Origin of the sequence: Streptomyces sp. R28, assembly GCF_041052385.1 — a bacterium.
In the GTDB taxonomy this organism is placed as follows: Bacteria; Actinomycetota; Actinomycetes; order Streptomycetales; family Streptomycetaceae; genus Streptomyces.
On the sequence record NZ_CP163439.1, the window covers coordinates 8,758,838 to 8,779,874 of the forward strand.

General features: G+C 67.6%; 21 protein-coding genes and 1 pseudogene. 12 read left to right on the top strand and 10 right to left on the bottom strand.

Features of this window, described 5'->3' with window-relative positions:
* Positions 1 to 258: 258 nt before the first annotated feature.
* The 4 genes from AB5J49_RS38375 (at position 259) to AB5J49_RS38390 (ending at position 3,505) form a co-directional block, all read left to right on the top strand.
* Positions 259 to 1,899 carry a hypothetical protein gene (locus AB5J49_RS38375; RefSeq protein ID WP_369173461.1) on the top strand — a complete coding sequence of 547 codons (1,641 nt, stop codon included), beginning with the start codon at positions 259 to 261 and terminating at the stop codon, positions 1,897 to 1,899.
* Positions 1,899 to 2,300, top strand: coding sequence for a hypothetical protein (locus AB5J49_RS38380; RefSeq protein ID WP_369173462.1), 402 nt, complete (start codon positions 1,899 to 1,901; stop codon positions 2,298 to 2,300). Before AB5J49_RS38375 ends, AB5J49_RS38380 begins: the two co-directional genes overlap by 1 nt.
* Before the next feature lie 106 nt (positions 2,301 to 2,406).
* Complete coding sequence (locus AB5J49_RS38385) at positions 2,407 to 2,823, top strand: hypothetical protein (protein ID WP_369173463.1); 417 nt, start codon at positions 2,407 to 2,409, stop codon at positions 2,821 to 2,823.
* Positions 2,807 to 3,505, top strand: coding sequence for a hypothetical protein (locus AB5J49_RS38390; RefSeq protein WP_369173465.1), 699 nt, complete (start codon positions 2,807 to 2,809; stop codon positions 3,503 to 3,505). Before AB5J49_RS38385 ends, AB5J49_RS38390 begins: the two co-directional genes overlap by 17 nt.
* A 469-nt stretch (positions 3,506 to 3,974) precedes the next feature.
* Here the strand turns inward: AB5J49_RS38390 and AB5J49_RS38395 are convergent, their stop codons facing one another.
* Positions 3,975 to 4,244 (bottom strand): hypothetical protein, encoded by a 270-nt coding sequence (locus AB5J49_RS38395; protein WP_369173466.1) that lies wholly within the window; start codon positions 4,242 to 4,244, stop codon positions 3,975 to 3,977.
* Positions 4,245 to 5,261: 1,017 nt separating this feature from the next.
* On the opposite strand from AB5J49_RS38395, the gene AB5J49_RS38400 reads away from it, so the two are divergent.
* Both AB5J49_RS38400 and AB5J49_RS38405 read left to right on the top strand, forming a co-directional pair.
* Complete coding sequence (locus AB5J49_RS38400) at positions 5,262 to 6,938, top strand: hypothetical protein (protein WP_369173467.1); 1,677 nt, start codon at positions 5,262 to 5,264, stop codon at positions 6,936 to 6,938.
* Positions 6,939 to 6,956: 18 nt separating this feature from the next.
* Entirely contained in the window at positions 6,957 to 7,409 is a 453-nt protein-coding gene (locus AB5J49_RS38405) for a hypothetical protein (RefSeq protein WP_369173468.1), read from the top strand.
* A gap of 7 nt (positions 7,410 to 7,416) precedes the next feature.
* Here the strand turns inward: AB5J49_RS38405 and AB5J49_RS38410 are convergent, their stop codons facing one another.
* The 8 genes from AB5J49_RS38410 to AB5J49_RS38445 all read right to left on the bottom strand — a co-directional run bounded on the left by AB5J49_RS38410 (position 7,417) and on the right by AB5J49_RS38445 (position 16,921).
* Positions 7,417 to 8,013 (bottom strand): hypothetical protein, encoded by a 597-nt coding sequence (locus tag AB5J49_RS38410; RefSeq protein WP_369173469.1) that lies wholly within the window; start codon positions 8,011 to 8,013, stop codon positions 7,417 to 7,419.
* Between the two features lie 937 nt (positions 8,014 to 8,950).
* Entirely contained in the window at positions 8,951 to 9,907 is a 957-nt protein-coding gene (locus AB5J49_RS38415; RefSeq protein ID WP_369173471.1) for a thiopeptide-type bacteriocin biosynthesis protein, read from the bottom strand.
* Positions 9,908 to 9,915: 8 nt separating this feature from the next.
* The gene (locus AB5J49_RS38420; RefSeq protein ID WP_369173472.1) at positions 9,916 to 11,055 is read right to left on the bottom strand and encodes a lanthionine synthetase C family protein; all 1,140 of its coding nucleotides are present in this window, start codon (positions 11,053 to 11,055) and stop codon (positions 9,916 to 9,918) included.
* Positions 11,052 to 14,081: a lantibiotic dehydratase gene (locus AB5J49_RS38425; RefSeq protein WP_369173473.1), complete on the bottom strand. Its 3,030-nt coding sequence runs from the start codon at positions 14,079 to 14,081 to the stop codon at positions 11,052 to 11,054. The genes AB5J49_RS38420 and AB5J49_RS38425 overlap by 4 nt, the downstream gene beginning before the upstream one ends.
* Positions 14,082 to 14,160: 79 nt before the next feature.
* Positions 14,161 to 14,355, bottom strand: a complete 195-nt coding sequence (locus AB5J49_RS38430; protein WP_369173474.1) for an FxLD family lanthipeptide — start codon at positions 14,353 to 14,355, stop codon at positions 14,161 to 14,163.
* Positions 14,356 to 14,420: 65 nt separating this feature from the next.
* A complete protein-coding gene (gene fxlM, locus AB5J49_RS38435) occupies positions 14,421 to 15,668 on the bottom strand; it encodes a methyltransferase, FxLD system (protein WP_369173475.1) in 1,248 nt (415 codons plus the stop codon).
* Between the two features lie 493 nt (positions 15,669 to 16,161).
* Positions 16,162 to 16,563, bottom strand: coding sequence for a hypothetical protein (locus AB5J49_RS38440; RefSeq protein ID WP_369173476.1), 402 nt, complete (start codon positions 16,561 to 16,563; stop codon positions 16,162 to 16,164).
* Positions 16,553 to 16,921, bottom strand: coding sequence for a hypothetical protein (locus AB5J49_RS38445; RefSeq protein WP_369173477.1), 369 nt, complete (start codon positions 16,919 to 16,921; stop codon positions 16,553 to 16,555). The genes AB5J49_RS38440 and AB5J49_RS38445 overlap by 11 nt, the downstream gene beginning before the upstream one ends.
* A 198-nt stretch (positions 16,922 to 17,119) precedes the next feature.
* Here AB5J49_RS38445 and AB5J49_RS38450 point away from each other — a divergent pair, with 198 nt between their 5' ends.
* The 4 genes from AB5J49_RS38450 to AB5J49_RS38465 are packed head-to-tail and all read left to right on the top strand — an operon-like array spanning position 17,120 to position 19,079.
* Positions 17,120 to 17,539, top strand: a complete 420-nt coding sequence (locus tag AB5J49_RS38450; protein WP_369173478.1) for a hypothetical protein — start codon at positions 17,120 to 17,122, stop codon at positions 17,537 to 17,539.
* Complete coding sequence (locus AB5J49_RS38455) at positions 17,499 to 18,023, top strand: DUF6879 family protein (protein ID WP_369173479.1); 525 nt, start codon at positions 17,499 to 17,501, stop codon at positions 18,021 to 18,023. The genes AB5J49_RS38450 and AB5J49_RS38455 overlap by 41 nt, the downstream gene beginning before the upstream one ends.
* Positions 18,024 to 18,030: 7 nt before the next feature.
* Positions 18,031 to 18,885, top strand: coding sequence for a helix-turn-helix transcriptional regulator (locus AB5J49_RS38460; RefSeq protein WP_210534374.1), 855 nt, complete (start codon positions 18,031 to 18,033; stop codon positions 18,883 to 18,885).
* Positions 18,886 to 18,896: 11 nt separating this feature from the next.
* Positions 18,897 to 19,079, top strand: coding sequence for a DUF397 domain-containing protein (locus tag AB5J49_RS38465; RefSeq protein ID WP_369173480.1), 183 nt, complete (start codon positions 18,897 to 18,899; stop codon positions 19,077 to 19,079).
* Between the two features lie 33 nt (positions 19,080 to 19,112).
* On the opposite strand, the pseudogene AB5J49_RS38470 reads toward AB5J49_RS38465, so the two are convergent.
* Positions 19,113 to 19,262: pseudogene (locus AB5J49_RS38470) on the bottom strand (helix-turn-helix domain-containing protein); the annotation flags it as partial.
* A gap of 403 nt (positions 19,263 to 19,665) precedes the next feature.
* On the opposite strand from AB5J49_RS38470, the gene AB5J49_RS38475 reads away from it, so the two are divergent.
* Together AB5J49_RS38475 and AB5J49_RS38480 are read left to right on the top strand one after the other, a co-directional pair.
* Positions 19,666 to 20,349: a maleylpyruvate isomerase family mycothiol-dependent enzyme gene (locus AB5J49_RS38475; protein ID WP_369175397.1), complete on the top strand. Its 684-nt coding sequence runs from the start codon at positions 19,666 to 19,668 to the stop codon at positions 20,347 to 20,349.
* Between the two features lie 26 nt (positions 20,350 to 20,375).
* Positions 20,376 to 21,029 carry a M15 family metallopeptidase gene (locus AB5J49_RS38480; protein ID WP_369173481.1) on the top strand — a complete coding sequence of 218 codons (654 nt, stop codon included), beginning with the start codon at positions 20,376 to 20,378 and terminating at the stop codon, positions 21,027 to 21,029.
* The last annotated feature ends 8 nt before the right edge of the window (positions 21,030 to 21,037 follow it).

Genomic DNA, 21,037 nt, shown 5'->3' on the forward strand with positions numbered 1-21,037 from the left:
GCCGAGTGGCCTGAGGGGCAGAATTCGGTCAACTCCTACTCGCCAAGTCAGTTGCGTGCATTGTCGCGTTTGCGATCTGGCGGTTCCCGGATTTCGTCGTGAAGATGCCCGCCGTACCGGCGAACGGGGGGCGGGATGGGATTCGGGTGGGGCCTGCGTGTGCGGCCACGTGCGGCGGAGGACGTGGTCCAGGGGCCGGCTGTACCAGTTCAACCCGCTCCTGCTGCCTCTGGTGAGGTGGATCCGACCGCGTCGGAGGTGACCGGCTTGCTGTGTCAGGCCGTTTACGCACGGCCTGACCGGGTCAAGTCTGCCAAGGCGTGGTGGCAAAGGCTCCGCGGCAAGGACAAGGCGCCGGCCAAACCCCGCCGTAGCACGCGCAGGCGCATCTACCTGGAGGGCAGCGACGACTGCCCGCCCTTGGGTGAGCTCATGGCGCAGTGGGTTTTGGATCATGTCCTGCACGGGCCGCCCGTGCCCGTGCCGTCGTACGGATTCGACCTCATGCCGGTGGTCGCACACAGTCTGCGTGCACGACGGCGAAGGTGGCTCCGGTGGGTCGGCCTGTTGCTCGTGGCCGTGGGCGTGACCTATGCGACCCCTCGGGCAGCTGCCGTATGGGGCGGGGTGGCCCTGGTGGCCCTGGCGATGCGGTGGGCTGCGCTGCGTGCGCAGCGGAAGGTGAAGAAGTCACGGCTGGCGACCTCTCCTCGCTCGGCGTACCTCGTGCTGTGCGTGCCGTGGGTGCTCGCGGTGGTTCCGTTTCAGCCGGCCGACGACGAGCCCGTCGGTCTGCGGGTCGGCCTGCTGCTGTTGCCCTTCGCGTTGTTGGCTGGGGCCGCGTTCGTGTGTGGCGGGGATCGGCTCTTGGCTCGGGCTGCCCTTATCGGGATCATCCGCGAAGGAGTGGCGTCCGGCCGGTTGCCTTGGGCAGCTGCGAAGGGCGGGCGTCGGATGGCACAGATTGGTCGGGAACAGACATGGCAGGAGCTGCCGTACGACCACCCGGAGCGTTTTGTCGGAGCCGGGCGCGACGTATGGGGTGCCGCAGACATTGGTATCCCGCTCAAGCCCAAGGACCCGGAGGAGTCGGTCAAGTCGTTCGGTGAGTGGGAACTCCTGCGCAGGATAGGCGCAGCTCTCCGAGAACTAGGACGCGGGGCCCGGGAGATCACCGATCCGCTTCCCGGGTTCTCGGTCACAGAGGTGCAGGCTCTGCCGGCAGCGCTGTGGCTCCAGCGCACCCGCGCGGCCAAGTTGGAAATGCCAGACCTGCGGGGACGGGGGCGCCGGTCCCCGTCCAGCATGCCGGATCGGTTGTACTTGCGTGCGCAGTGCGTCAGCTGGGACGGACAGGTGGTGGTCAGCGTGTTCGTGCACGCTGCGCTGGAAGCGGGGGAACTGCGGCTGACCGTCCGGCCCCAGGTGATCACGCCCGTGTACAACGAACTGCGGGTCGCCGGCGCGCCGGTCGCCAAGCGCGGTCTCCGTCTGTTCGGCTGGCTCGTGGCCCAATCGATACTGGACGCGGCCGCGGGCCCGGTCGCGCTCTGGCGGTTCGTGACTCGGCTCGGGCTCGGTGGGCAGCGTGAGGATGGCAGGGCCGAGGAGAAGGACCCGGTCAGCCTGCGCGACCGGTACTCCACCGAGGAAGTCACCGACATGCACCAGAGCGACGATGCCAAGCGACATGTCGTGCTGATGCAGACCTGCATCTTCCGGACCGTCTCCGAGTACCTCGAAGAAGTGGGCGTCGACACCGCCCCGTACGAGCGCCAGGTTGCCGCGGTCATCACCAACATTCAGGTCTACGGCGACAACAACGCGCCTATCCAGAACGTCGCGGGCAGCGACATCCGCGGGGTGGGCCAAAGCAACGGCACCCAGGGAGGCAAGTGATGATCTTCGGACGCGGACGCCGCGAAGACGAGCAAGGACGGAGTTCGGGCATCAGCATCGGTGGCGCCAACAAGGCCCCCAACCAGAACGTCGTGGGGCAGAACATCTCCCACGTGTACCAGTCCGCCTCCGTGCAGGGCGCCGTCGACATCGAGACCGTACGTGAACTCCTCGCCTCTTTCCGCACCGACGTGGAGCAGAACGAGGCAGGTCTAGCCAATGCGGCAGTGTTGCGGGCCCTGACGGATTCCGTCGACACATCGCTGGCCGCGACTGATCCCCGGGCGCAGGTCGGCGCTTTGAGGGGGGTCGCTCAAGCCCTCCCTGCTTTGGTGGCCGGAACTGCCGTCCAACTGGGCGGGCAGGCGCTTGCCAACGCCCTTTCGTCGTGGGTGGGTTGAAAAGAATGACGCCCTAACGGCCATTGGGATCCGGGATGAACCGTTCCGGCTGCCGACGTCTGCGCGCGCGGATACAGTGCTGGGACTAGTGGGGGAGAAGACACACGTGGACGAGCTGACCTTCGCCGTGACGACAGTGTTCGCGGCACTTCTCAGCCAGGCATCACAGGACACTTACGCGAAGGCGCGGGAGATCGTACATCGCCTTCTGCGACGCGGCGACCAGCCGGACACCGCAGCCGAGTTGGAGCGCCTCGACCAGGATCGTGCGAGTGTGATGGAGTGTTCCGCGCCCGAGCGGGGCGAGGCGGCACGCCGGGCAGCCGCTGGGTGGGCGCCGGGCTTGGAAGGGCTCGTACGCGCGGACCGCGCGGCCTTCGAGGAACTGCGGGCGCTTGTTGAAAAGGGCGGACCGACCACAGTGATCAACCAACACAACCACGGCTCGGGCACCTTCATCAACGGCAGTGTCGCCGGCGGGCTCACCATCAACCACGGTGCGGCGCATGGCAGAGACACCTGAACCATCGACCACGGGGGATCAGCACAACCACGGTCCCGGAATCTTCATCGCGGGTGACGTCATCGGGGACGTGCATCACCATGCTTCGTCCCGGCCAACCTTCCACCAGACCCCGCGCATCGAGGAGCATGAGTCGGTCGGAGGCCCGGGCCCTGCCGGAAGGGCGCCTGTCGATGAGGAGCCGTCGGGCGAGGAAGGCAGGACGGGTCCGCTCAAGTCGCTGGTCGGGAACGCGTTCGGCGCCTTCATGCTGTTCGGCATGGCTGGCTACGGGCTGGCAACCGTGTTCATGCCGACGCATCCGACGTCGGAACGTGTCATTTCGGTCCCCCTGGCGGCTGGTCTGGCCCTGGGCGGTCTGGTGCCCCTGGCGTCCTCGCTCGCCGTGCTCGCCGAACTGTGTGCCGCAGGCGCGGCGAACGCGGCCGGTTCGGCGGGCAGACGAGGACGGGAGGGGCGACAGACCGCCGCCCGTTTGAACCTGCGACAGGCACGTCTGGTCGCCCGCACGGCCCACTACAGCGCTGTGGTCGCTGGTTTCGTGGCAGCACTTGTTGGCTTCCTGGCCGTGAGTAGAAGAGCGGCGGACCGCGCCCAGGAGGCCAGCGATTGTGCGGAGGCGGAGGTCGCCAAGGCTTGCGCGGTCCTAGAGCGGAGCGATCCGGCTACGGGGGCGCGTTGACTGCCGGGTCGGCGGGTTGATTCAACGTTGGCAACGCAGGAACGACCACTTCACTGACGCAATTTTGCCTGGCTCGACAACTACACGTCACGCAGCCGTCACGGCCACGAAAAAGATGATGCCGCACCGCCTCTCGCGGGTGGATCTCGCGAACGGATCCGCATGTGACGCCACGTCAGTTCTGCTCCCTGCCGGGACCGTTGTGCAGCTTGGTAGCGCCGAGTCCGTAGCCGTTGGCCCAGCCGACGAGTGGTGGAATCCCGGATGCCCAACACGCACCGCTGGGAAGGTAGCGTCGCCTTGGCAGCCAGTCACGACCAGGGACTGGACAACGTGGGGTGGACCAGGGCGTCGATCTGGCCTCGCAGTGGGGCCAACTGCGATTACGTGATCAACGTCGGCTTTGCCACCTGAACCAGAGGCGTTATGTTGGGTTCGCTGTAGCACAAGCAATCGGTATGGACGATGCTCACGGCGAGCGCCGTTCCAACACCGAAGCGTGAAAGAGACGGTAACGCTGATTGGCTTCCTGCCGGGTCAGCATGACGCGAGTGCCTTCAGCAGTGAGCAGACACACGTTCACCGTGGGTGGGGCCGCGACCGGGGCGGTGGAATAGCCTTGGTCGCCCTGCGGGCACTTCGTGGCATCCAACTCTCCCCCGCCGGGCATGGGTTGCAGGCGAGCGCCGTTGAGCGGGCGGAGTTCGTAGTTGTCCGCCGACTGACTTGCCGCTTCCACGTCCGGATTCCTCTCCGAACTCCCCCAGCTCTCGATGTCGAACTTTCGGGTGCCGCCCAGTCTTATGTCCCTGCAGGTGTGCAGGCATGGCACGGACGCGGAAGGTACGGACGAGTCGTCGTGGTCGGGGGGAGGGGGCGGGGGGCTGCTGGAGGCAGAGGTGGTCGTACGGCTGTCAGTGACCGCCTTGTCGTCGCCGGTCGCAGGCCAGTCCGAGAATTTCAATGTTGTGGCGGTCAGACCTGCCAGCATCACGAGCCCTGCGCCCACTGCCCATGGCCTCATTGAGCGTGTGGCCGTGGGCGGTCTGAGCCACGACACGATCGCGAACCACCGGTATCTCCTCGGTGACGCCACTGAGGTCACATCACTGCTGTCATCGACCCCTGCCACGTTTTCGGCCACGGGCCGATCGCTGGGCGTGCGGCGTCGGCCGGGTGCGGCCCGCTCGGTTGACTCCAAGGTGGTCGTACCGCCGCAGGCGCGGTAGGCGCTCGCCCACCGGTCGAGGAGAACCTGCGCGTCGGTGTGGTACTGGCGGTGGTGGGCAGACCAGACCCGTACCAGCAGTTCCACATGCGACCAGACCGGCGCGCGGTCACGCTGCTCACGCCGTGTGCTCACCGTTGCGCACCACTCGGCCACCGTCAGCGGTGCCCGCACTCCCTGGACCTGCGCGGAGCAGATAATTCCCTCGGCCTCGTGATGCAGCGCACGAAAGCCGGGGCCCTCCGCCCCGAACGCACTCAGTGCTTCTCGAAAGTCCCTCCACTCGCCGTACCCGTCCCGCCGAAGCACCTGCTCCAACAGTTCGTGCCAAGTCCTGCTCGTGCACATGTGTCAGCGGCCCTTCCGTGCGCGCGGCGGTACCAGCATGACCCAAGCCATGGACGGGCAATTCGTTGGCCTGTGCACGGTGCGTCGGGCCTTCGCGAATCGAGCGCGTTTTTCAGGACGATCGTCCAGTTCGTCGTTACGTTGGAAGAGCCGTGGCCGACATCGACGCCAGGAGGCGCTGTGACACCAGAGGACGCTGCTCACACCGAGAAGTTCCTGGCAAAGGTGAGATCACCGCACGCGGCCCGGGCACTGCGACGATGGGCGAAACGGCACGAAGCGGTCCTCTACGACGCCAACTGGACCGGCAGAGGCTTCACGGAGGCTCAGGTGCTCGGTGCTCGCGTCCAGAAGGGTGAGGAGCACGTGCAGGGGGTGATCATCAAAATCGTCACGAAGGGCGATCCGGACAAGGAGTTCACGGCCCATAACAAGGCGTACCGTGAATCACCCGATTTCGCCAAGCGTCACCTGGCCCGCATCGTGGAGGGCCTTCAGCTGGAGAGCGGCGGGTCCGTCACCTTCCAGAGCGTGGCCGGAGGCGACTTCCGTGAAGCCAAGGAGATCCACGAAGCACTGCCCGAACTTCTGGACCCAGTCGGCACGTGCCAACACATCACCTCATCCTTGCTGACTGAGTGGAACACGAAGTCCACATCGAAGCCCGAGCGGATCGGCAACCTCCTGGAACAGCTGCTCGAAGACCGCCTGGCCCCCCGGGGCACCCTGCATCTGTGGGCGGCCGCGCACGAGGGACTCCTGACCACTCCCCGGAGGTGGATCAGCCAGGGAGGGCAACTGTGGATCAATCCCTTCGCGCTGGTCGGGAAGGGCTCCCTCAGTGAACGGTTGGACTCTGTGTTCGTTACCCGTGGCAAGGTTCATGGCGACCTGCACCCGGGGAATCTGCTGCTCCCCGCGAGGGACCACACGATTCCGTTCTTCCTGGTTGACCTGGCCCGGCACAGCGATTCCAGCCCGCTGGCCTGGGATCCCGTCTATCTCCTGCTGACCACCATCGCCAAGTCCCTGTCTGTCATGGACCGTCGTACCCTCGACGCGCTTCAGCAGTGGGCCGTCGACCCTGGCCGCCCCCAGGAGCGCAGCTGGTCTGCGCCACTGCGAGCGATCGGCGTGGGGACGACCAGAGCGGGTGAGGCGTGGGCGCTCCATGGGTCGAACACGGCCTCGTGGCGAACTCAGCGGCTGCTCTGCGTCGTCGCGGTCTCCCTGGTCCTCACTGGCCGCGACCATCTCCTTGAACCGTGGGAACGCGCCTGGTTCTTCTGGCTGGCGGCACGGGCGGCCACGCAACTCGTGCCGTTCGGGCCCGGCCCTGAGGAAAAGCCGCTCGACCTGCCCGCAACGCTCATACCTCAGAACACGGTGATCCATCTCGACGATCACCGCGGCCGGGAGACGACAGGATCCGTCCGGTCGGTGGAGCTGCCGTCCGTCGTCGGCGTGGTGGACGAGGTCGGAGCGGAGACCCAGTCGGCCTCTGCCGCCACAGCGACCGTCCCGAACTCCGTCGTGCGGGAGACCACGGCCGGGGACAGCCCATGGGAAGCGTTTCTGTCGGAACTGCACACCGTACGACTGGATGCGCCGGACGCGGCCGTCTTGGCAGCGCGCACGGAGACACTGCGCTTAAGGCTGGAACGGGCACTGAGCACGCTCGGGGACGGCACGCCCGGAGGTGGGTCGGGGTCTGGCCGCGAAGCAGCGCATCTGCTCGGCGAGTTGCGGACCACGTTCGAGGAGGCGTTCCAGGCCGGGTCCACGGACACGGACGTACGAGCCGCCTGCCGACACGCACAGTTGCTCAGGACTTGGATCCTTGGTCTGTCCTCCTGACCGCACAACCGTCGCGACATGGCCGAACCCGCCTCCCTCATCCTGGGGCGTGCCCGACGTGCCCTTGAGGAGATACGTGACCTGACCGAGGACATAGAGGCGCTCGAACGGGAGATTCCGTCGTGTGTCCGCAGGGTGGAGCGGATGCGGCAAGAGCTCACGGGGCAGTTCTCCGCCCCGCTGGTCGACGCCCTGGTGAAGAAAGTGAAAGCGGTGCGCCGGGCAGCCGATGCCGTCCGGCTACTCGCCGACGGCAGGGACACGTACTCTCCCTATGAGTACTTCGAGTCATTGAGCAGGCTCGCCGGCTTCCTGGAGAATGAACTCGACACGGCCATCGCCCTCTTCGCCACCGCGGAGAGAAACACCCCGTCCGCGTTGCGGAGTCACGAACACGGTCAGGTGATCAGCATGCCGATCGACGAGAAGGTTGAGCCCGACGATGGTGACGGCCGTCGTCGAACGAGTTGACGTCTTCTCAGTTCACGGACGGCCCCAGGACGAGTTGTTCCAGAGCGGACATGGCTGCATTCATGGGGTGGATGAACTCGTGTCGAAACCTGCTGGACTCCGCATAGGGACCGATGAAATCGGCCAGTTCGGGCAAGCTGCTCAGCTCTGCTTCCGGGCCCGCCGCCACCGGCATGCAGTCCTCGTACTCCGTGATCAGCAGTCGCAGGTAGTCCGAGGCTGTGTCGAGTGACTCCGCGGGACCGCGGTCCGCACCGAGGACGCCGCTGTGAGCGCCCATGATCCGGGACATGGTCTCCAGAGCCAGCTGCGCGTCCAGGATCGCCTGCAGCAACTCGTCGTACCGGGCCAGCCGGACCCGACGGTGCGCGTCGTCCGGACCGCCGGTCAGGGCGGTGGCACGCAGCAGCCGCCGTGCACGCTTCGCGGTGTTGTAGTGCGCGACGAGATCACGGAGATAATCCCGGCGGGTCTCCCGAAGGGCCTCGGCGCGCTCCTCCTGCTGCCGGATCCGCTCCGCACGGCGGTCCGCCTCGCGATTCAACGCCTGATAGACGAGTGAGACTCCGCCCCCGAGTACCGCCACCAGGAAGAACTGGAGCAAGGCTTTGTACGGTTCGGCACCTATCGCTCTCGATATCGGGTCGTGCCACAGCACGAGCGCGAAGACGAAGCCCGAACTGACGATCGCGCCGCACACTATGGCGACCGCCGACCGATACCTGAAAGAACTCCCCGTGGTGTCGATGTCCGGATCTTAGTGCCAGTTCCGTTGCACGTCGACGGCGCAAATCCTCGGGGGCCGGGATCCTCTGGGCCGGTGGGAGTTCGTCTCCGAAGTGCGTCTGTCGACCCCACACCCGCGGGGATCCTCCCTCGCCCAGATCGTCCAGCACGGGCAGGCCGTCGTCGACCCCGCACCCGCACCCGCGGGGGGTTCGCTGAACAGTTCCTCCGGCTCCGGCGCGTTGCACCCGTCGACCCCTCGCCGCAGGGGCGAACCGTTGGGCACCGTCGAAGGGGTCTTAAACTGGAGGTGGTCCCGCCTACGAAGGGCGAACTGACACAAGGAGATCGGCCTAGACCAGAAGTGGCTTTGGCTGTTGCTGTCTTGGGATGAATCCAGGTCCTCCACGTCGAAGCTCGCACCGGCTACGTGCTGTAAGTGCTCTGTGAGGCAGGCTGTCACCGCCTGCCATTGAGCCTGCCGGTTCGTGAACGCCTAATCGGCGGAGATGCTCCGATCGTTCGAGCTGAACAGCGTGCGAAGGTCCCGCCCAGCCACGCCTCGCCTCCCCGTGTTGATCAACTGGTGTCAATCTACGCACTCGCGAGGACTACGGGGCAAGCCCGCATCCGGGCAGCATCTGCCAATGTCCTTACCTCAGTTGGAGGCAAGTCAGTGGAGGGCGTTGCGGACTTCGGTCAGAGGCTGGCGATCGCGGGGTGCAGTAGAGCTTGTAAGTCAGCAGTACGGCTTGCCGTCCTGGCCTAGGTGAGATCCACATGCTGGTGCTGGTGAAGCCGGCGCCAAGGCTTGGTCAGCGCCCCAGGGTTGCCTCCCGGGCAGCGCGTGCCCAGACGGCCTGCTGGCGGGTGGTGAAGCCCATGCGGTTCCAGTGGAAGAGGATGTGTCTGGCCAGGATGCCGCGCAGCCCGAGCTGAAGGTCGCCCGCACGTGCTGCTGCGCCGAGGGCTTGTGCGCCGTGCTCCATGCTGGTGACCCAGGCACGCAGAAGCATCAGGGGCCCGTCACAGAGTGCTGGGCCGGCGTCGAGCATCAGGAGCCGGCGTAGCGCTCCCACCATGCCGCTGACCTTGTCGGGGGACATGTCTGTGGGCAGGGGACGTCTGGCTTCGGCCTGCCCCCACACGTCTCCCTGTTCGCCCCACTCCAGCCCAGCGGCGCGCAGGAACAGCGTGGTGACGAGGAAGGAAGTCTCCTTGGGCCCGAGGAACTCCCCAGGGGCGTCGGTGACGTGCTGGTAGTAGCGGAGCACGCCGACGCTGTCGGCGTGGAACAGGGCATGGGCGAGCCTCATGCCGCGCGGGCCACCGAACGCGACGGATTCCGGTTCGTACAGGGAGGGCCACCACCAAGTGGCCGCACCGCAGGACAGGGCGTTGTCGAGGGCTTTGGAGACGTGCTCGATGGTGTCCTCGGTCCTCGCGCCCGGGGCCAGCTGGACGCGTAGGCGCCAGCAGGGGTACTTGCGTACGAACCACCATGCTGCGACCGGCCCGGTGTTCAGGGCCGACAGGAGATGGGTGCGGAAGGCGCGATCTGCGTTGGGATAGTCGGCAAACTCGATGTTCACCTGATGCCAGTCCGTGGGTGGGGTGTCGAGTGCGGCCCGGCCGGCGGCGCGGTAGCGCTCGACCGCCTCGGCCAGTCGGGCAGGGGTCGTGCTGGCTCTGACAGCTGCTTCTTTGACAGGCGTGCCGGTGAGGACGGACAGCACCGCGTCCTCCAGCACGCCGGGGTCTTTGTGGTCCACTTCACTCCTCAGCACAAGAGCAGGCAGCTGTCCCATTCAGTGGCGGGCTCGGAACCCGGTACGGCGCCTTGGAAGGCCAGGGCTGCCCCTGCCGCTCCTTCGAGAAAGCCAGGTTCCTTGGGAGGGCTGAGGGCGAGGAAGCGTTCGCGGAGTACGGGGAGTCGGTCGGTGAACGCGGTGGGTGTCTCGGCGTCCTCGGCGACGCGTTGGACGGTGCGTAGCAGGCCGCCGACTCCGTGGCACAGGCCGCGGGTGGTGAGTTGGTTGAGTTGAGGCGGGTCGGCCAGGCAGCAGAGGAGGGCGCGTTCAGCCATCCGCTTGCGGTCGGCGTCGGCAAGAGCCATTGCTGCAAGCTGCTGTGCGCGAGCCAGGCCGGGAGTCCCGTAGCACCAGGACGGTGCGGTTGGCTGTACGGGTGCGTGGCCTGTCTCAGTGATCCAGCGCGGCCAGCGGGTCCCGCGGTGGTCGCTGTGGCGGATGCGGTCGAGCCAGCCGCAGATGCGGGTCATGGCGGTGTCGTGGTCGGTCACGGTGACGCCGTGGCGCTTGGCGAGGGCGAGGAGGGCGAGCGGGCCGGTGATGCCGTGGGCGAGACCGGCGTTGGCATGACCGCCCGGCGTTGCCGACTTATCGCTGGCCGGGGAGTGTCCGACCCACCAGCCGGGGAGCGGCTCGCCCTTGGGCCCGGCAACTGGTTCGGTGAGCCGGACCAAGTACTCCAGGACAGCCTTCAGCTCGTCACTGTCCGGCCGGCGGCGCAGCAGGAGGGCGCCGAGCCCTGTCAGGCCACGGAACAGGTCGTACTCGGCGAAGCCGGCATGGCAGCCCTGGTCGATGCGTGCGTGGGCGGAAGCCAGACGGCGGCGGGTGTGTGCGGCGACGACGTCGTCCAGTGTGTGCAGGGCTTCGGCATAGCGGTCGCTGTCGGCGGCGGCCAGGTGCAGGACGTAAGTCATCGCGGGTGCGCCCAGGTACAGGCTGGCATCGTCTCCATCGATGAGGGGGCCGATGGCGGCGAGTTGCCGGTGTACGGACTGCCAGGGGGCGAGCCCGCGCCGGGCTGGTTCGATGTGGAGCAGGGTGATGCCGAGGGGGCCGTGCGCGAGGGACTGCCGGGTGGCCAGGCCCGCCTCGGGCGCATTGGTCACCGTGGGGCTCCTTGGCTGCGGGCGGTCCAGGACAGGGCGGCGGCGCGGGCGAGGCGGCGGCAGGTGGCTTCGCCGTCGGGGTCGATGCCGGCAACGCGGTTGTGGTGCATGTGCAGTAGGGATGGCAGTACGGCGGCTGGGTCGGCACCGTTGGCTTTGAGGGCCTGGTGGTAGGCGGTGAGGGTGTCTCGGCGCAGGGCCCACGTTGTGGCGACGTAGGCGCTGTCCGGCAGGGACTGCAGGGAGGCGCGGTCGGGGTCCGGGGTGATGAGACGGATCGCCGTGGTGAGTACGTCACGGGGTGCGGGGTCGCCGTCGTTCTTCAGGAGGTTGGTCGTGAGCCATGTTCGGCTGTCTGCGGGTGAGCCGAGGAAAGTGTCGGCGATGTCCACGAAGCTGGCGGCGGTGACTGCAGGCCGCAGGCGATCGGGGACGGGAAGGGTCGTCTGCGCGAGGGCGGCGGCGGAGTCCGCGGCGAAGAACCCTTCGGCGGCCTCCAGGACGGTGCCGGTGCCGTAGCGACCAGTCTCCGGCTCGTCGGTGTCCCACTGCACGCGCTGGATCAGGCCCTCGGCGCGTAGCTCTGCGGCCCACGCGGCGACGCGCTGTGCGACGTCACCGAAGGCGTGCGGGTCTGACAGGCGGAGCCGCAGTCGCAGGTGGGCGTCGGGGTCGGCGTAGCGGGTGAACCACCAGTTCGGCCCCTCGGCTCCCCAGTTGCTCAGCAGCCGCGGCAGGCGGGTGGTCAGCACCTCCGGCACGCGGTCGGAGTTGCCGTACAGCTTGAGGTACGCCCACTCGCTCGCGCCTGGTATCCGGCCGGAGGCGCGGCTCACCACGGCCGTCGTCCGGGAGATGGGCGTGGGGGTGGGCGGCTGGTGGGCGGCGAAGGGCACTGTGATCTCATGCGTGCGTCCCACCCAGCCGAACGCGCTCTCCGGAGGCGCCTCGTGCAGCACCACTGTTCCGTTTCGGTCCAGCTCGGCCTGAAGGAGCTGGACGTGGGCGGAGATGTCGAGGTCCAGGCGCAGCCGTTGGTCGTCGCTGCCGACGTAGACGGTGCGCGGTACGCCGTAACGGATGCGCCAGTCGGTGAAGCGGAAGGCCCAGTTGTCTCCGCCAAGGTCTCGGGCGCGTAGTCGCCAGCACGCGGCGGACAGGATGGTGCGGCCGACGCGCACTTCGGGCAGGAACAGCAGTTGGGCCGCCGCGCCCCAGGCAAAGGGGAGGAGGACCGCGGCGTGCGAGCGGTGCAGTTCGCACACGAAGCGGACAAGTGGGTGGGTGGCGTTGGCGAGTTCCACGGCGTTCATGACCGACGGTTCGATCGGTCGACCGGTGGCCAACTGCACCAGGTACAGGCGTTGGGAGTCGGCGACGACGCCGAGGTCGTCCAGGTCGAGTGTGGCGTGCGGGTTGTGCTCGCTGACGGACAGCACGTTCGGCACGACGGCCGGGGCGCGGGCGACGTTGTACGTCGGCAGCCGCAGCGGCGGGCTGGAGACCTGGCCTCGGGCGGCGCCGGCGGTGAGCGTCGGCAGGTCGGCGTACGCGGCGGTCATCCGCTCCCGGTCGGGTCGCTCCAGCATGGTCAGGAAGCGGCCGGTAGTCGTGCCGGCCGCGAGGGAGAGCCCGGCCGTGCTCAGGGCGAACCGGCCGCGCTCCAGGTCCTTCAGGGAGGGCGACAGCACGGTGAAGCACAGTTCGACGTGCGCGGGAACCTGGTCGGGCTCGCCGAGGGACAGCGCCTGGATGTCCTCCTCGCTGAGGATGATCTCGCGCTGGTCGTTGAGGGCTGCGTTCTGGGCGAGGGCGAGGAGGTATTCGTCGCGACGGCTCGTTGCCAGCACCGGGCGCTTCAGGACCGTCCTGCGGTAGCCGACTGGAAAGCCGAGGCCGGTGTCTGGGTCGGTGAGGTCACGCAAGGGGACGATGGCGCCCATGCTGTAGCGCTCAAGAAACCGCGTCCGGTAGTCGTTCCAGGCCGGGGAGCCGTCCGGGTATGGCGTGATCCGGGCCATGACCTCCAGGGCGCGCTCCGCCTCACGGGTCACGATCTCCGGCAGGACGATGTTGCAGTCGGGCCGTAGGTTGACGACCAGGGTGCGGTCCGTGATGCCGGTGAGGGCGGTCATCCTTGCGCTGGCCTGTGCGCGGAGAGACTTTTGGTTGTCCAGTGGGCCGCTGTTGTGGGCGATGAGGAGCGTGCGAATCTGCCGCAACTTCGTGGCCGTGTCGGAGGCAGCTTCGGCTGTTTCGAGCTGGTCGACCAGGTGACCGAGTGTGTCGTCGCACGTCATGGGGGCGTGCAGGCTGCTCAGAAGCACCCGGTGCTCGACAAGGCTGCGCAGCACGTCCTCGATCACCGCAGGCGGGGTCTCGGGATAGTCGCTGGACAGCTTGGCCGTGAGGTCGCCGACCGTGATGGGCGTACGGGCCAGAGCCAGTACCGCTTCGACGGCTGGGGTGCGCCGTAGCCGCGTATCGGTGGGACCGTCAGCGTCACCCGGCTGATGCTGCACAGTGATGCTGCCCCCGCGCACCCTGCAGGTGGGGTCGGCGATGACATGCAGGTGCCGCAGCACCTCCAGGTCGCGTTCCAGGACGGTGATGACGTCCTTCAGCCACACCGCGTCGGCGTGCACGAAGGCGCGGTGTTCGGCGCCCCACTGGACTCGGGCTGTACCCCCGACACGTATAGGGGCGGGCCCGGCGAACAGCCCGAACGGCGTGGCGCGGTGCTGCATCCGCAGGAGGTAGCGGGCCAGGGAGACAGCTGTGCGCCTGACGATCCTTGGTCGCCGGGGTTCTCCGCCGAGCACCTTGCGGACAGTGTCGGCAAGGAGGGGGGTGGCGACCTCGATCGCAGCGGCCACGGTGTCATCCGTCCAGACCTGGGCGATCCACTCCTGCAACCGGTGCACGTCAGCGGACGCGTCGCCGTACAGATCTGGCCAGGGAGGCAGCGTCGCCGTCAACGGGAACACCGAAGCTCTGATCACTCCCGCATCAATAGCGCGATACATGGGACATGCCTCCTTCATCGTTACGACGGTGTGCGGGGCCGGACCGGCAAGGAGCCTCGGCCCGGCCCCGCGCGGCGGGTCAGCCGCCGATGCAGGTGCTGTTGGAGCAGGCGGACTGGCAGGTGGAGCCGCAGTTGTCGCTGGTGTCGTTCAGCAGCGAGCCGAGGACCGGGGCGGAGGCGACGGTCTCGATACGGAGGTCGAAGTCCAACGCTGCGTCGGCCCCGAAGTCCGTGGCGGCCTTCAGGGTGGTGCCTGTGTTCTGCGGTGCCATCGCGTTCTCCTCGTCTGGAGAGGTGGGTGGATTTGCCTTACGGCCTGATCGCGACGCGGGCGGCGTCACGGCCAGGAGATGGTGATCCGCGTGTGCAGCCGGTCGATGACGCGGCCTGCGGGGAGTTGGTCGTCCGGCGTTCCGGCCGGGTGGACCTCGATGTGCGCACGGTGACCGCGATGCTCGCGGTCCCAGGTCTGGATCTCCTCGACCAGGCGCTCAGCGACGGCCTTGCCCTGCGGCCCGTGGCCGACCGCGCCCAGCTCGAACCGGTCGGCGTCGTCGGTGGCGCGGACGGTGCGGTAGGCGAAGCTGTCGCCATCCACGAGGGTCGGCACGCCGAGCGGCGAGGCGGAAGCGACAAGGCCGTGTTGCCGGGCGGAGGGCTTCGCCGCCATCAGGGGGAGGTTGTCCAGGGCGGTCGTCAGCCACAGGTCCAGATGTTCGTTGGACTCATCGCCTGCGAGCGTCACGCCGGACCACGCCTCGGCGCGCGCGGTGCGCAGCGCGGCACGCAGGGCCTCGGTGTCGGGTTCGGGGTGTCCGTCCAGGCGCAGGGCGATCTCCTCGCCCTCCGTGTCGTGGAGGACGGCCAGGCGCAGGCGGTTCTCGCCAGCCCCCTGCATCGGCACGAAGCCGCACAGCTCGAACCCGTCGCTGACCAGACGCTCGCCGTCGCGGACGAAGGCGATGGTGCGCGTCATGCCGCGCATCCGCAGCGGGACGACGAGCCGACCGCCTTCCTTGAGTTGGTGGATCCAGGCCGGTGGGATGTCGGCTGCCTGCACGGTGACGAGGATGCGGTCGTACGGCGCATGGCCGGGCGCGCCGTGCTCTCCGTCGGCGGTGATCACGGTGATTTTCCGGTGACCGGTCGCCTTGAGGAAGTCCTTCGCACGCTGCGTGACATCGCGGTCGATGTCCATCGTGATTACGCGGCCGTGCTCCCCCACCAGCTCGGCGAGATAGGCCGCGTTCACGCCGCCGGAGCCGATCTCCAGGATGTTCATCCCCGGCTGGATATCGGCCTGCTCGATCTGCATCGCCTGGATGCGCGGAGCGGACACCGAGCTGATGTCCACGCCTGTGGCGTCCGTCTTCGTCACAGCGGCGTACTCGGCGTCGTAGGTCCTGGCCATGTCCACCTCGGGAGTGGCCAGGTGCCGGGGGACCGAGCGGAACGCGGCCACCACGCGGGGGCTGCGTGCGGCGCCCAGTTCGATCAGTCGCTGCACCATCGCGTCGCGCAGTTGCTGGTCGGGCACAGGGGCACTGTCGTGGTTCCTGGTCATCATGCTGGGGACGTCATCCATGAGCGTTCTCCTTCTCGGCGGCGTGCGCCGAGGGGGTGAGGACGGGCGTTACGAGGGGCGGAGGCTAGGCAGGCGCCCCGCGCTGGAGTAGTTCGATGCGGCTGGCCCGCTCCCGCTGCGACCTGTCCTTCTGAGGCCAGGGGGCCTCCAGTTCGAGCAGCGGGAGCGGGGTTTGAAGGCCCGCCCAGAGAGCGGCCGACTTCCTACGCGATGTGGGCGGGCGGTCTGTCGAGTGGCGCGCTGGTGGGCCACTGGCCGACGGGGTATGGCTGCGCGAGCGTGGAGGTGGGGGCGCGTTGCCGGCGGATAGCTCGCTCGCTCATGGTCCAGTGGAGCTGTTCGAGCCTGAAGACGCACCACTGGCAGGCGAAGAGGGGAAAGGCCGTATCTGCCATAGTGATGTCGCCGATCTCTGCTACCGGAACGCCGGCCTGTTCGCACCTGAAGCAGCTTCCGTTCTGCCAGTCGAAGCGGCCCCACAACTCGTCCGGTCTCAAACCCATGGCGGACCGCCTCCTGGGAGGTGCGGCCTCGGGTGGCCGCCGACGAGGGGCAGAAAGGTGACGGGACGGGCGTGCCACACGAAGGAGTGCGGTTCTGCTGCGAGTGGCAGCGTGAAGTCAGTGCCCTGCTTCAGGGCGGAGGCGGCGTCACGCCATCCCTGGTCACGTAGGTCCACGAGCGGGTCGATGAACGCCGGTTCGACGGCCGAGGCGATGATGCGGATCTGGATTCGGGCCCATCGGACGGCTGAGGCGGGGGTCTGCTGTGCGGCGGAGCTGATGCGCCGGCCGTCGGCGTGACGCCACTCGCACCAGAAGCCTGGTTCGGGCGCGCAGGCGGCACGCGCACGCGCGGGCGGGCGGTGAAGCAGCATGGGGTGGTCAGGGTGCATGGCTGTCTTCCTCCGTGTACACCCACAGCAGGCGGCGGGTCAGGCCGGCCAGGTCCCGCATGAAGAAGAACGCGCTGAAGGCCGGGGTCTCCTTCTTGGGCCGCTCGGACAGCTTCAGCAGCCTGTATGCCTGTCTGCACAGGTCCCTGACGGCGGGGTCCTCGTCGGCGCCCAGCTCCCGGCCGAGAAGCAGGCCCAGCTGCTCGATGATGGCCGTCGTCCTGGCGTTGATGTCCTCGCGGGTGGAGGTGCTCAGCTCCATCTTCAGTGCGGCGTCGGTACTGTCCCCGATCAGCTCCGTGTCGATGGGCAGGCAGTCGACGGCTGGAGCCTTGCGTTCGTCGGGCACGGTGGCCATCACGCCTCTCCCCTCCTTACTGCAACCTGGGGCGGCTGCCTCGGTTGCTCGGTTCGCAGACGAACGTAGAGCGGCCGTCACCCATGTCCCAAGGAGATTGCGCGAGTTTGCAGCAAGCCGATTGACGGCCTCGAACGCCTCCCTCGACCATCATCGTGTCGCGCAAACCCGAGCAAGGCAGCAGACAGGAGAACGACCATGAAGCTACGGTTCCTTGGTAAGAACTCCACGGTCGGCGACTGCCCGACCCTGTACGCCACAGACCGGGACACCTACCTCGTCCAGGGCTGGAAGATCTTCGCGAACGAACTGTTGATGCAACTCGACATCTCCGAGGGGGAGACGGCGGTGGAGGTGCCCACGGAGCTGTTCGAGCACCTCACGAAAGACGGCCTGCCGGCGGGGGAGATCAGGCGCCTCGAAGACCCGATCATGATCCTGACGCCGGGGGGTACGTTCGTCGTTCAGGGCCGCGAGGTGACCGACCCCGAGGCTCTGGCCCAGATGGAGATTCCGGACTACGAGACCGTGGTCGAGGTCCCCAAGGCCGCGATCACCGCCCTACTGGAGGAACCGCGTGGAGCTGATCTCCAGCGCCGAGCGCAACCAGCTCTTTGAGAGCTTCGCGCAGGACGCATTCCATCTGGAGCTGCGGGATGACTACTCCGTCCCCGACGAGGACAGCCCGTTCACGAGCTGGCTGCGCGGTGGGACCGTCGACTACTCCTACATGGAACCGTGGACGCAGCTCATGCGACGCGTCACCGGGGAAGGGAAGACCGTCCGGCGCGTCCGCGTGGTCACGGAGCCGCACACTCCCTACATCCAGTGGGAGTACGCCACCACCGCCCTCAACGAGGAGGCCGGCGAGGAGATTCGCTGGCTGCCCCGGCACCGCGTGCCGGAGGGCATCGCCTTCCCTGTGGGAGGCAACGACTGGTGGCTGTACGACGACCGCCTTCTCGCCGTAGGCCACTTCGACTCCGACGGCAGAGTGCTCGGGTCGGAGATCGTCGAGGCCCCGGATACCGTAGCCGAGTGCGTGCGCCTGCGGGACCTGCTCTGGGCCGCCGCCATCCCCCACCCCGAGTACAAGCCCTGACCGACCCGTGACGACGCAAGTAGAAGAGGCACTGCAAGCGCTCGGTGCCCGGCTGCGCGGCTTCCGCAAGGACGCCGGCTTCACCAGCGGCCGGGCATTCGCGCGTGCCACCTCCTGGCAGGAGTCGAAGGTCTCCCGCATCGAGAACGGCAAGCAGCGCCCCAGCGAGGACGACATCCGCGTCTGGTGCGAGATGACTGGCCAGGGCGACCAACTAGGGGACCTGGTCGCGATCGTCCGCCACGTCGACGAGCTGTGGCTCGAGTGGCGCCGACAACTCCAGACCGGTGTCGAGAAGCGGCAGCGCCAAGCCATTCCGGTGTACGCCAGAACCAAGGTCTTCCGCATCTGGCACCCCACGGTCGTCTGGGGAACTCTCCAGACCTCCGAGTACGCTGCCGAGGTCTTTCAACAGGGCGTCAGCTACTACGAGATTCCCAACGACGCCGAAGCGGCCGTGGCGAAGCGCCTGGAGCGGCAGCAGTACCTGTACCAAGGGGATCGCATCTTCAACGTCCTGCTCGGCGAACAGGCTCTGTACACCAACTTCGGCGGCCCGGAAGTGATGAGAGGGCAGCTTGACCGCCTCCTGGCCGTGATGAGGCTCCCTCGCCTCAGCCTGGGCATTGTTCCCAGGTCGGCGCCAACCTCCATATGGCCGGGCAACGCGTTCTCGATGTTCGATGACCGGCTCGTCCTCGTCGAGACCTACTCGGCGGAGCTCTCCGTCACGCAGCCCCGAGAAATCGAGCTGTACACCAAGGCGTTCGCCCTCTTGAAGCAGTCAGCGGTCTACGGCACCGCCGTCCGAGACCTCATCTCCACAGCAATCCAGCACTTCGATCAGATGCCGAGCGACTAGGAGAGCGCCCTATGCAGCCTACGACTCCGAACTGGCGAACCAGCTCCTACACAGAGACGCAGAACTGCGTCGAAGTGGCCGACAACGCCCCTGAGCACGTGCTGGTTCGGGACACGAAGGCGCGCGGTCGGGGAATGCTGGCGGTCCAGCGAAGCAGCTGGGCGGCATTCGTCGAATACGCCAAGGAAGCCTAGCCCTATCTGCCTTGCTTGCGTTGCCCGCGAGATTCCGCTCTCGAAGCGCGAAGCCTTCGACTCATGCCAGCCCAGGCTTTGGGCCAGCGCTCGCTTGGTGAGTCCGGCCGCTTTCCGGATCTCGGCCAGGCGTTGTCCGAGCGCCTTGCGGGCTTCCTGGACGCTCGAAGAGGGTGATGTCATGTCGGTGCGTGGATGTTGTTCGAACCGTCAGGCCAGCTCGAACTGTGCAGTCCTGGCGTGACCTTGCCGGGTGGTTCGGGACGCTTGTTCGGTGTCCGGAGCCACCCGGTCAGTCGGTGCAGTGCGAGGCCATCTTCCGTTGCAGGCCCGGTCGATGGCCCGGGCCTGTCCACAGACGACGTAGGTAGATCGCTAGGTGCCACACATCCCGGCTAGCAGCGGCTCCGGAACGTGCGGCCGAGCCGCTCAGTGGGGCCTCGCTCGTCCAGGGATTCGACGCCACCTGGCAGGAAACGGAGCCTCTGTGCCGTGCCGAGGGCTTCCACCGCGTGCACACCGGCGCCCTACGACTCCAGATACCTCATGCCGTCTGCGCCAGTCCTGGTCGGGTAGCTTGACCGACATGGACCAGGGGCGGGTAGTTGAAGCGTTTCGTTGCGAGGCCGGACGGCTCGCTCGGGCGATGAGCGGGGTCTCGCAGGCTGAGTGGTCCCTGCCCACGCGGTGTGCGCCGTGGACGGTAAGCGAGTTGTTGGCGCATGTCCGGGTGGTGATCGCTTGGCTGCCCGGCATGCTGGCCGCACCGGCGCCGATCCGCGCTGAGGTGTCTGCAGTGGAGTACTACCGGCCTGATGAGCGTTTCGCCCCGGAGACCAACGCGGCCCGGATAGCGCTGGCTCAGGATCATGCAGCCGAACAGCTCAGCGGGACCGCGCTCGCCCAGGCATTCGACGCCACCTGGCAGGAGGTGGACCGTCTGTGCCGTGTCGTGCCGGATGGGCGTGTGGTGCGCACCCGGCATGGCGATCCGATGCTCCTGTCGGAGTTCCTGTTGACGCGGGTGGTCGAGGTTGCCGTGCACGGTCTGGACCTGGCCGACGCCCTGGGGCGCGAGCCGTGGATGACCCCGCAGGCCGCGGATGTGGTGCAGGATCTTTTGCTTGGTCAAGACAGTGCGGCAACCCTGGAGAAGCTGGGCTGGAGCCGGCTTCACTTCCTGCGCAAGGCAACGGGACGTGACCCGATCACCAGGGAGGAAGCGGCGGAAGTCGACCGCCTGGGCGTCCGTTGGCTGACGTTGGGCTGAGCCTGGCCGTGCGTCATGATCAGTGCATGACCGAGATCGTGCTGATGTCGGATCCAAGGATCGCGGCGATCCCCGTGGTCGACTGCGGTGAAGACCTCTGCGATGTCCGGCTGCAGGAGTCCGTCGCCGTCGACCCACGTAAGGAAGACCGATCGGGGGCTTTCGCGCACCTGCGGGAGGGGGTCCTGGCCCGTCTTCTGGATGCCCAGAAGTTGCTCCCGGATGGCGTCCGTCTGCTGTTCGTCGAGGGGTACCGGCCGCCCGCCCTGCAGCGTCTCTACTTCGAGCGTTACGCCGACGAACTGCGGGCCGGCAATCCGGGCTGGTCGGCGGCCCAGGTGCGCGACGCCGCGAGCCGCTACGTGTCGCCGCCCGAGATAGCTCCGCACAGTGCCGGCGCGGCCGTCGACCTCACGCTCGTGTCCGCGGACGGGCGGGAACTCGACATGGGGACGCGGGTGAACGCCAGCCCGGAGGAGAGCGACGGCACCTGCTACACGGACGCCCGCAACGTCGCGCCTGCGGCACGCGACAACCGGCGGATGCTCGGAGACGCTCTGTCTGCTGCGGGTTTGGTCAACTATCCGACGGAGTGGTGGCACTGGTCGTACGGCGACCGGTACTGGGCTCATGCCACCGGCGCAGAGCACGCGATCTACGGGCCGCGAGAGCGGGCTTGAGTCTCCCG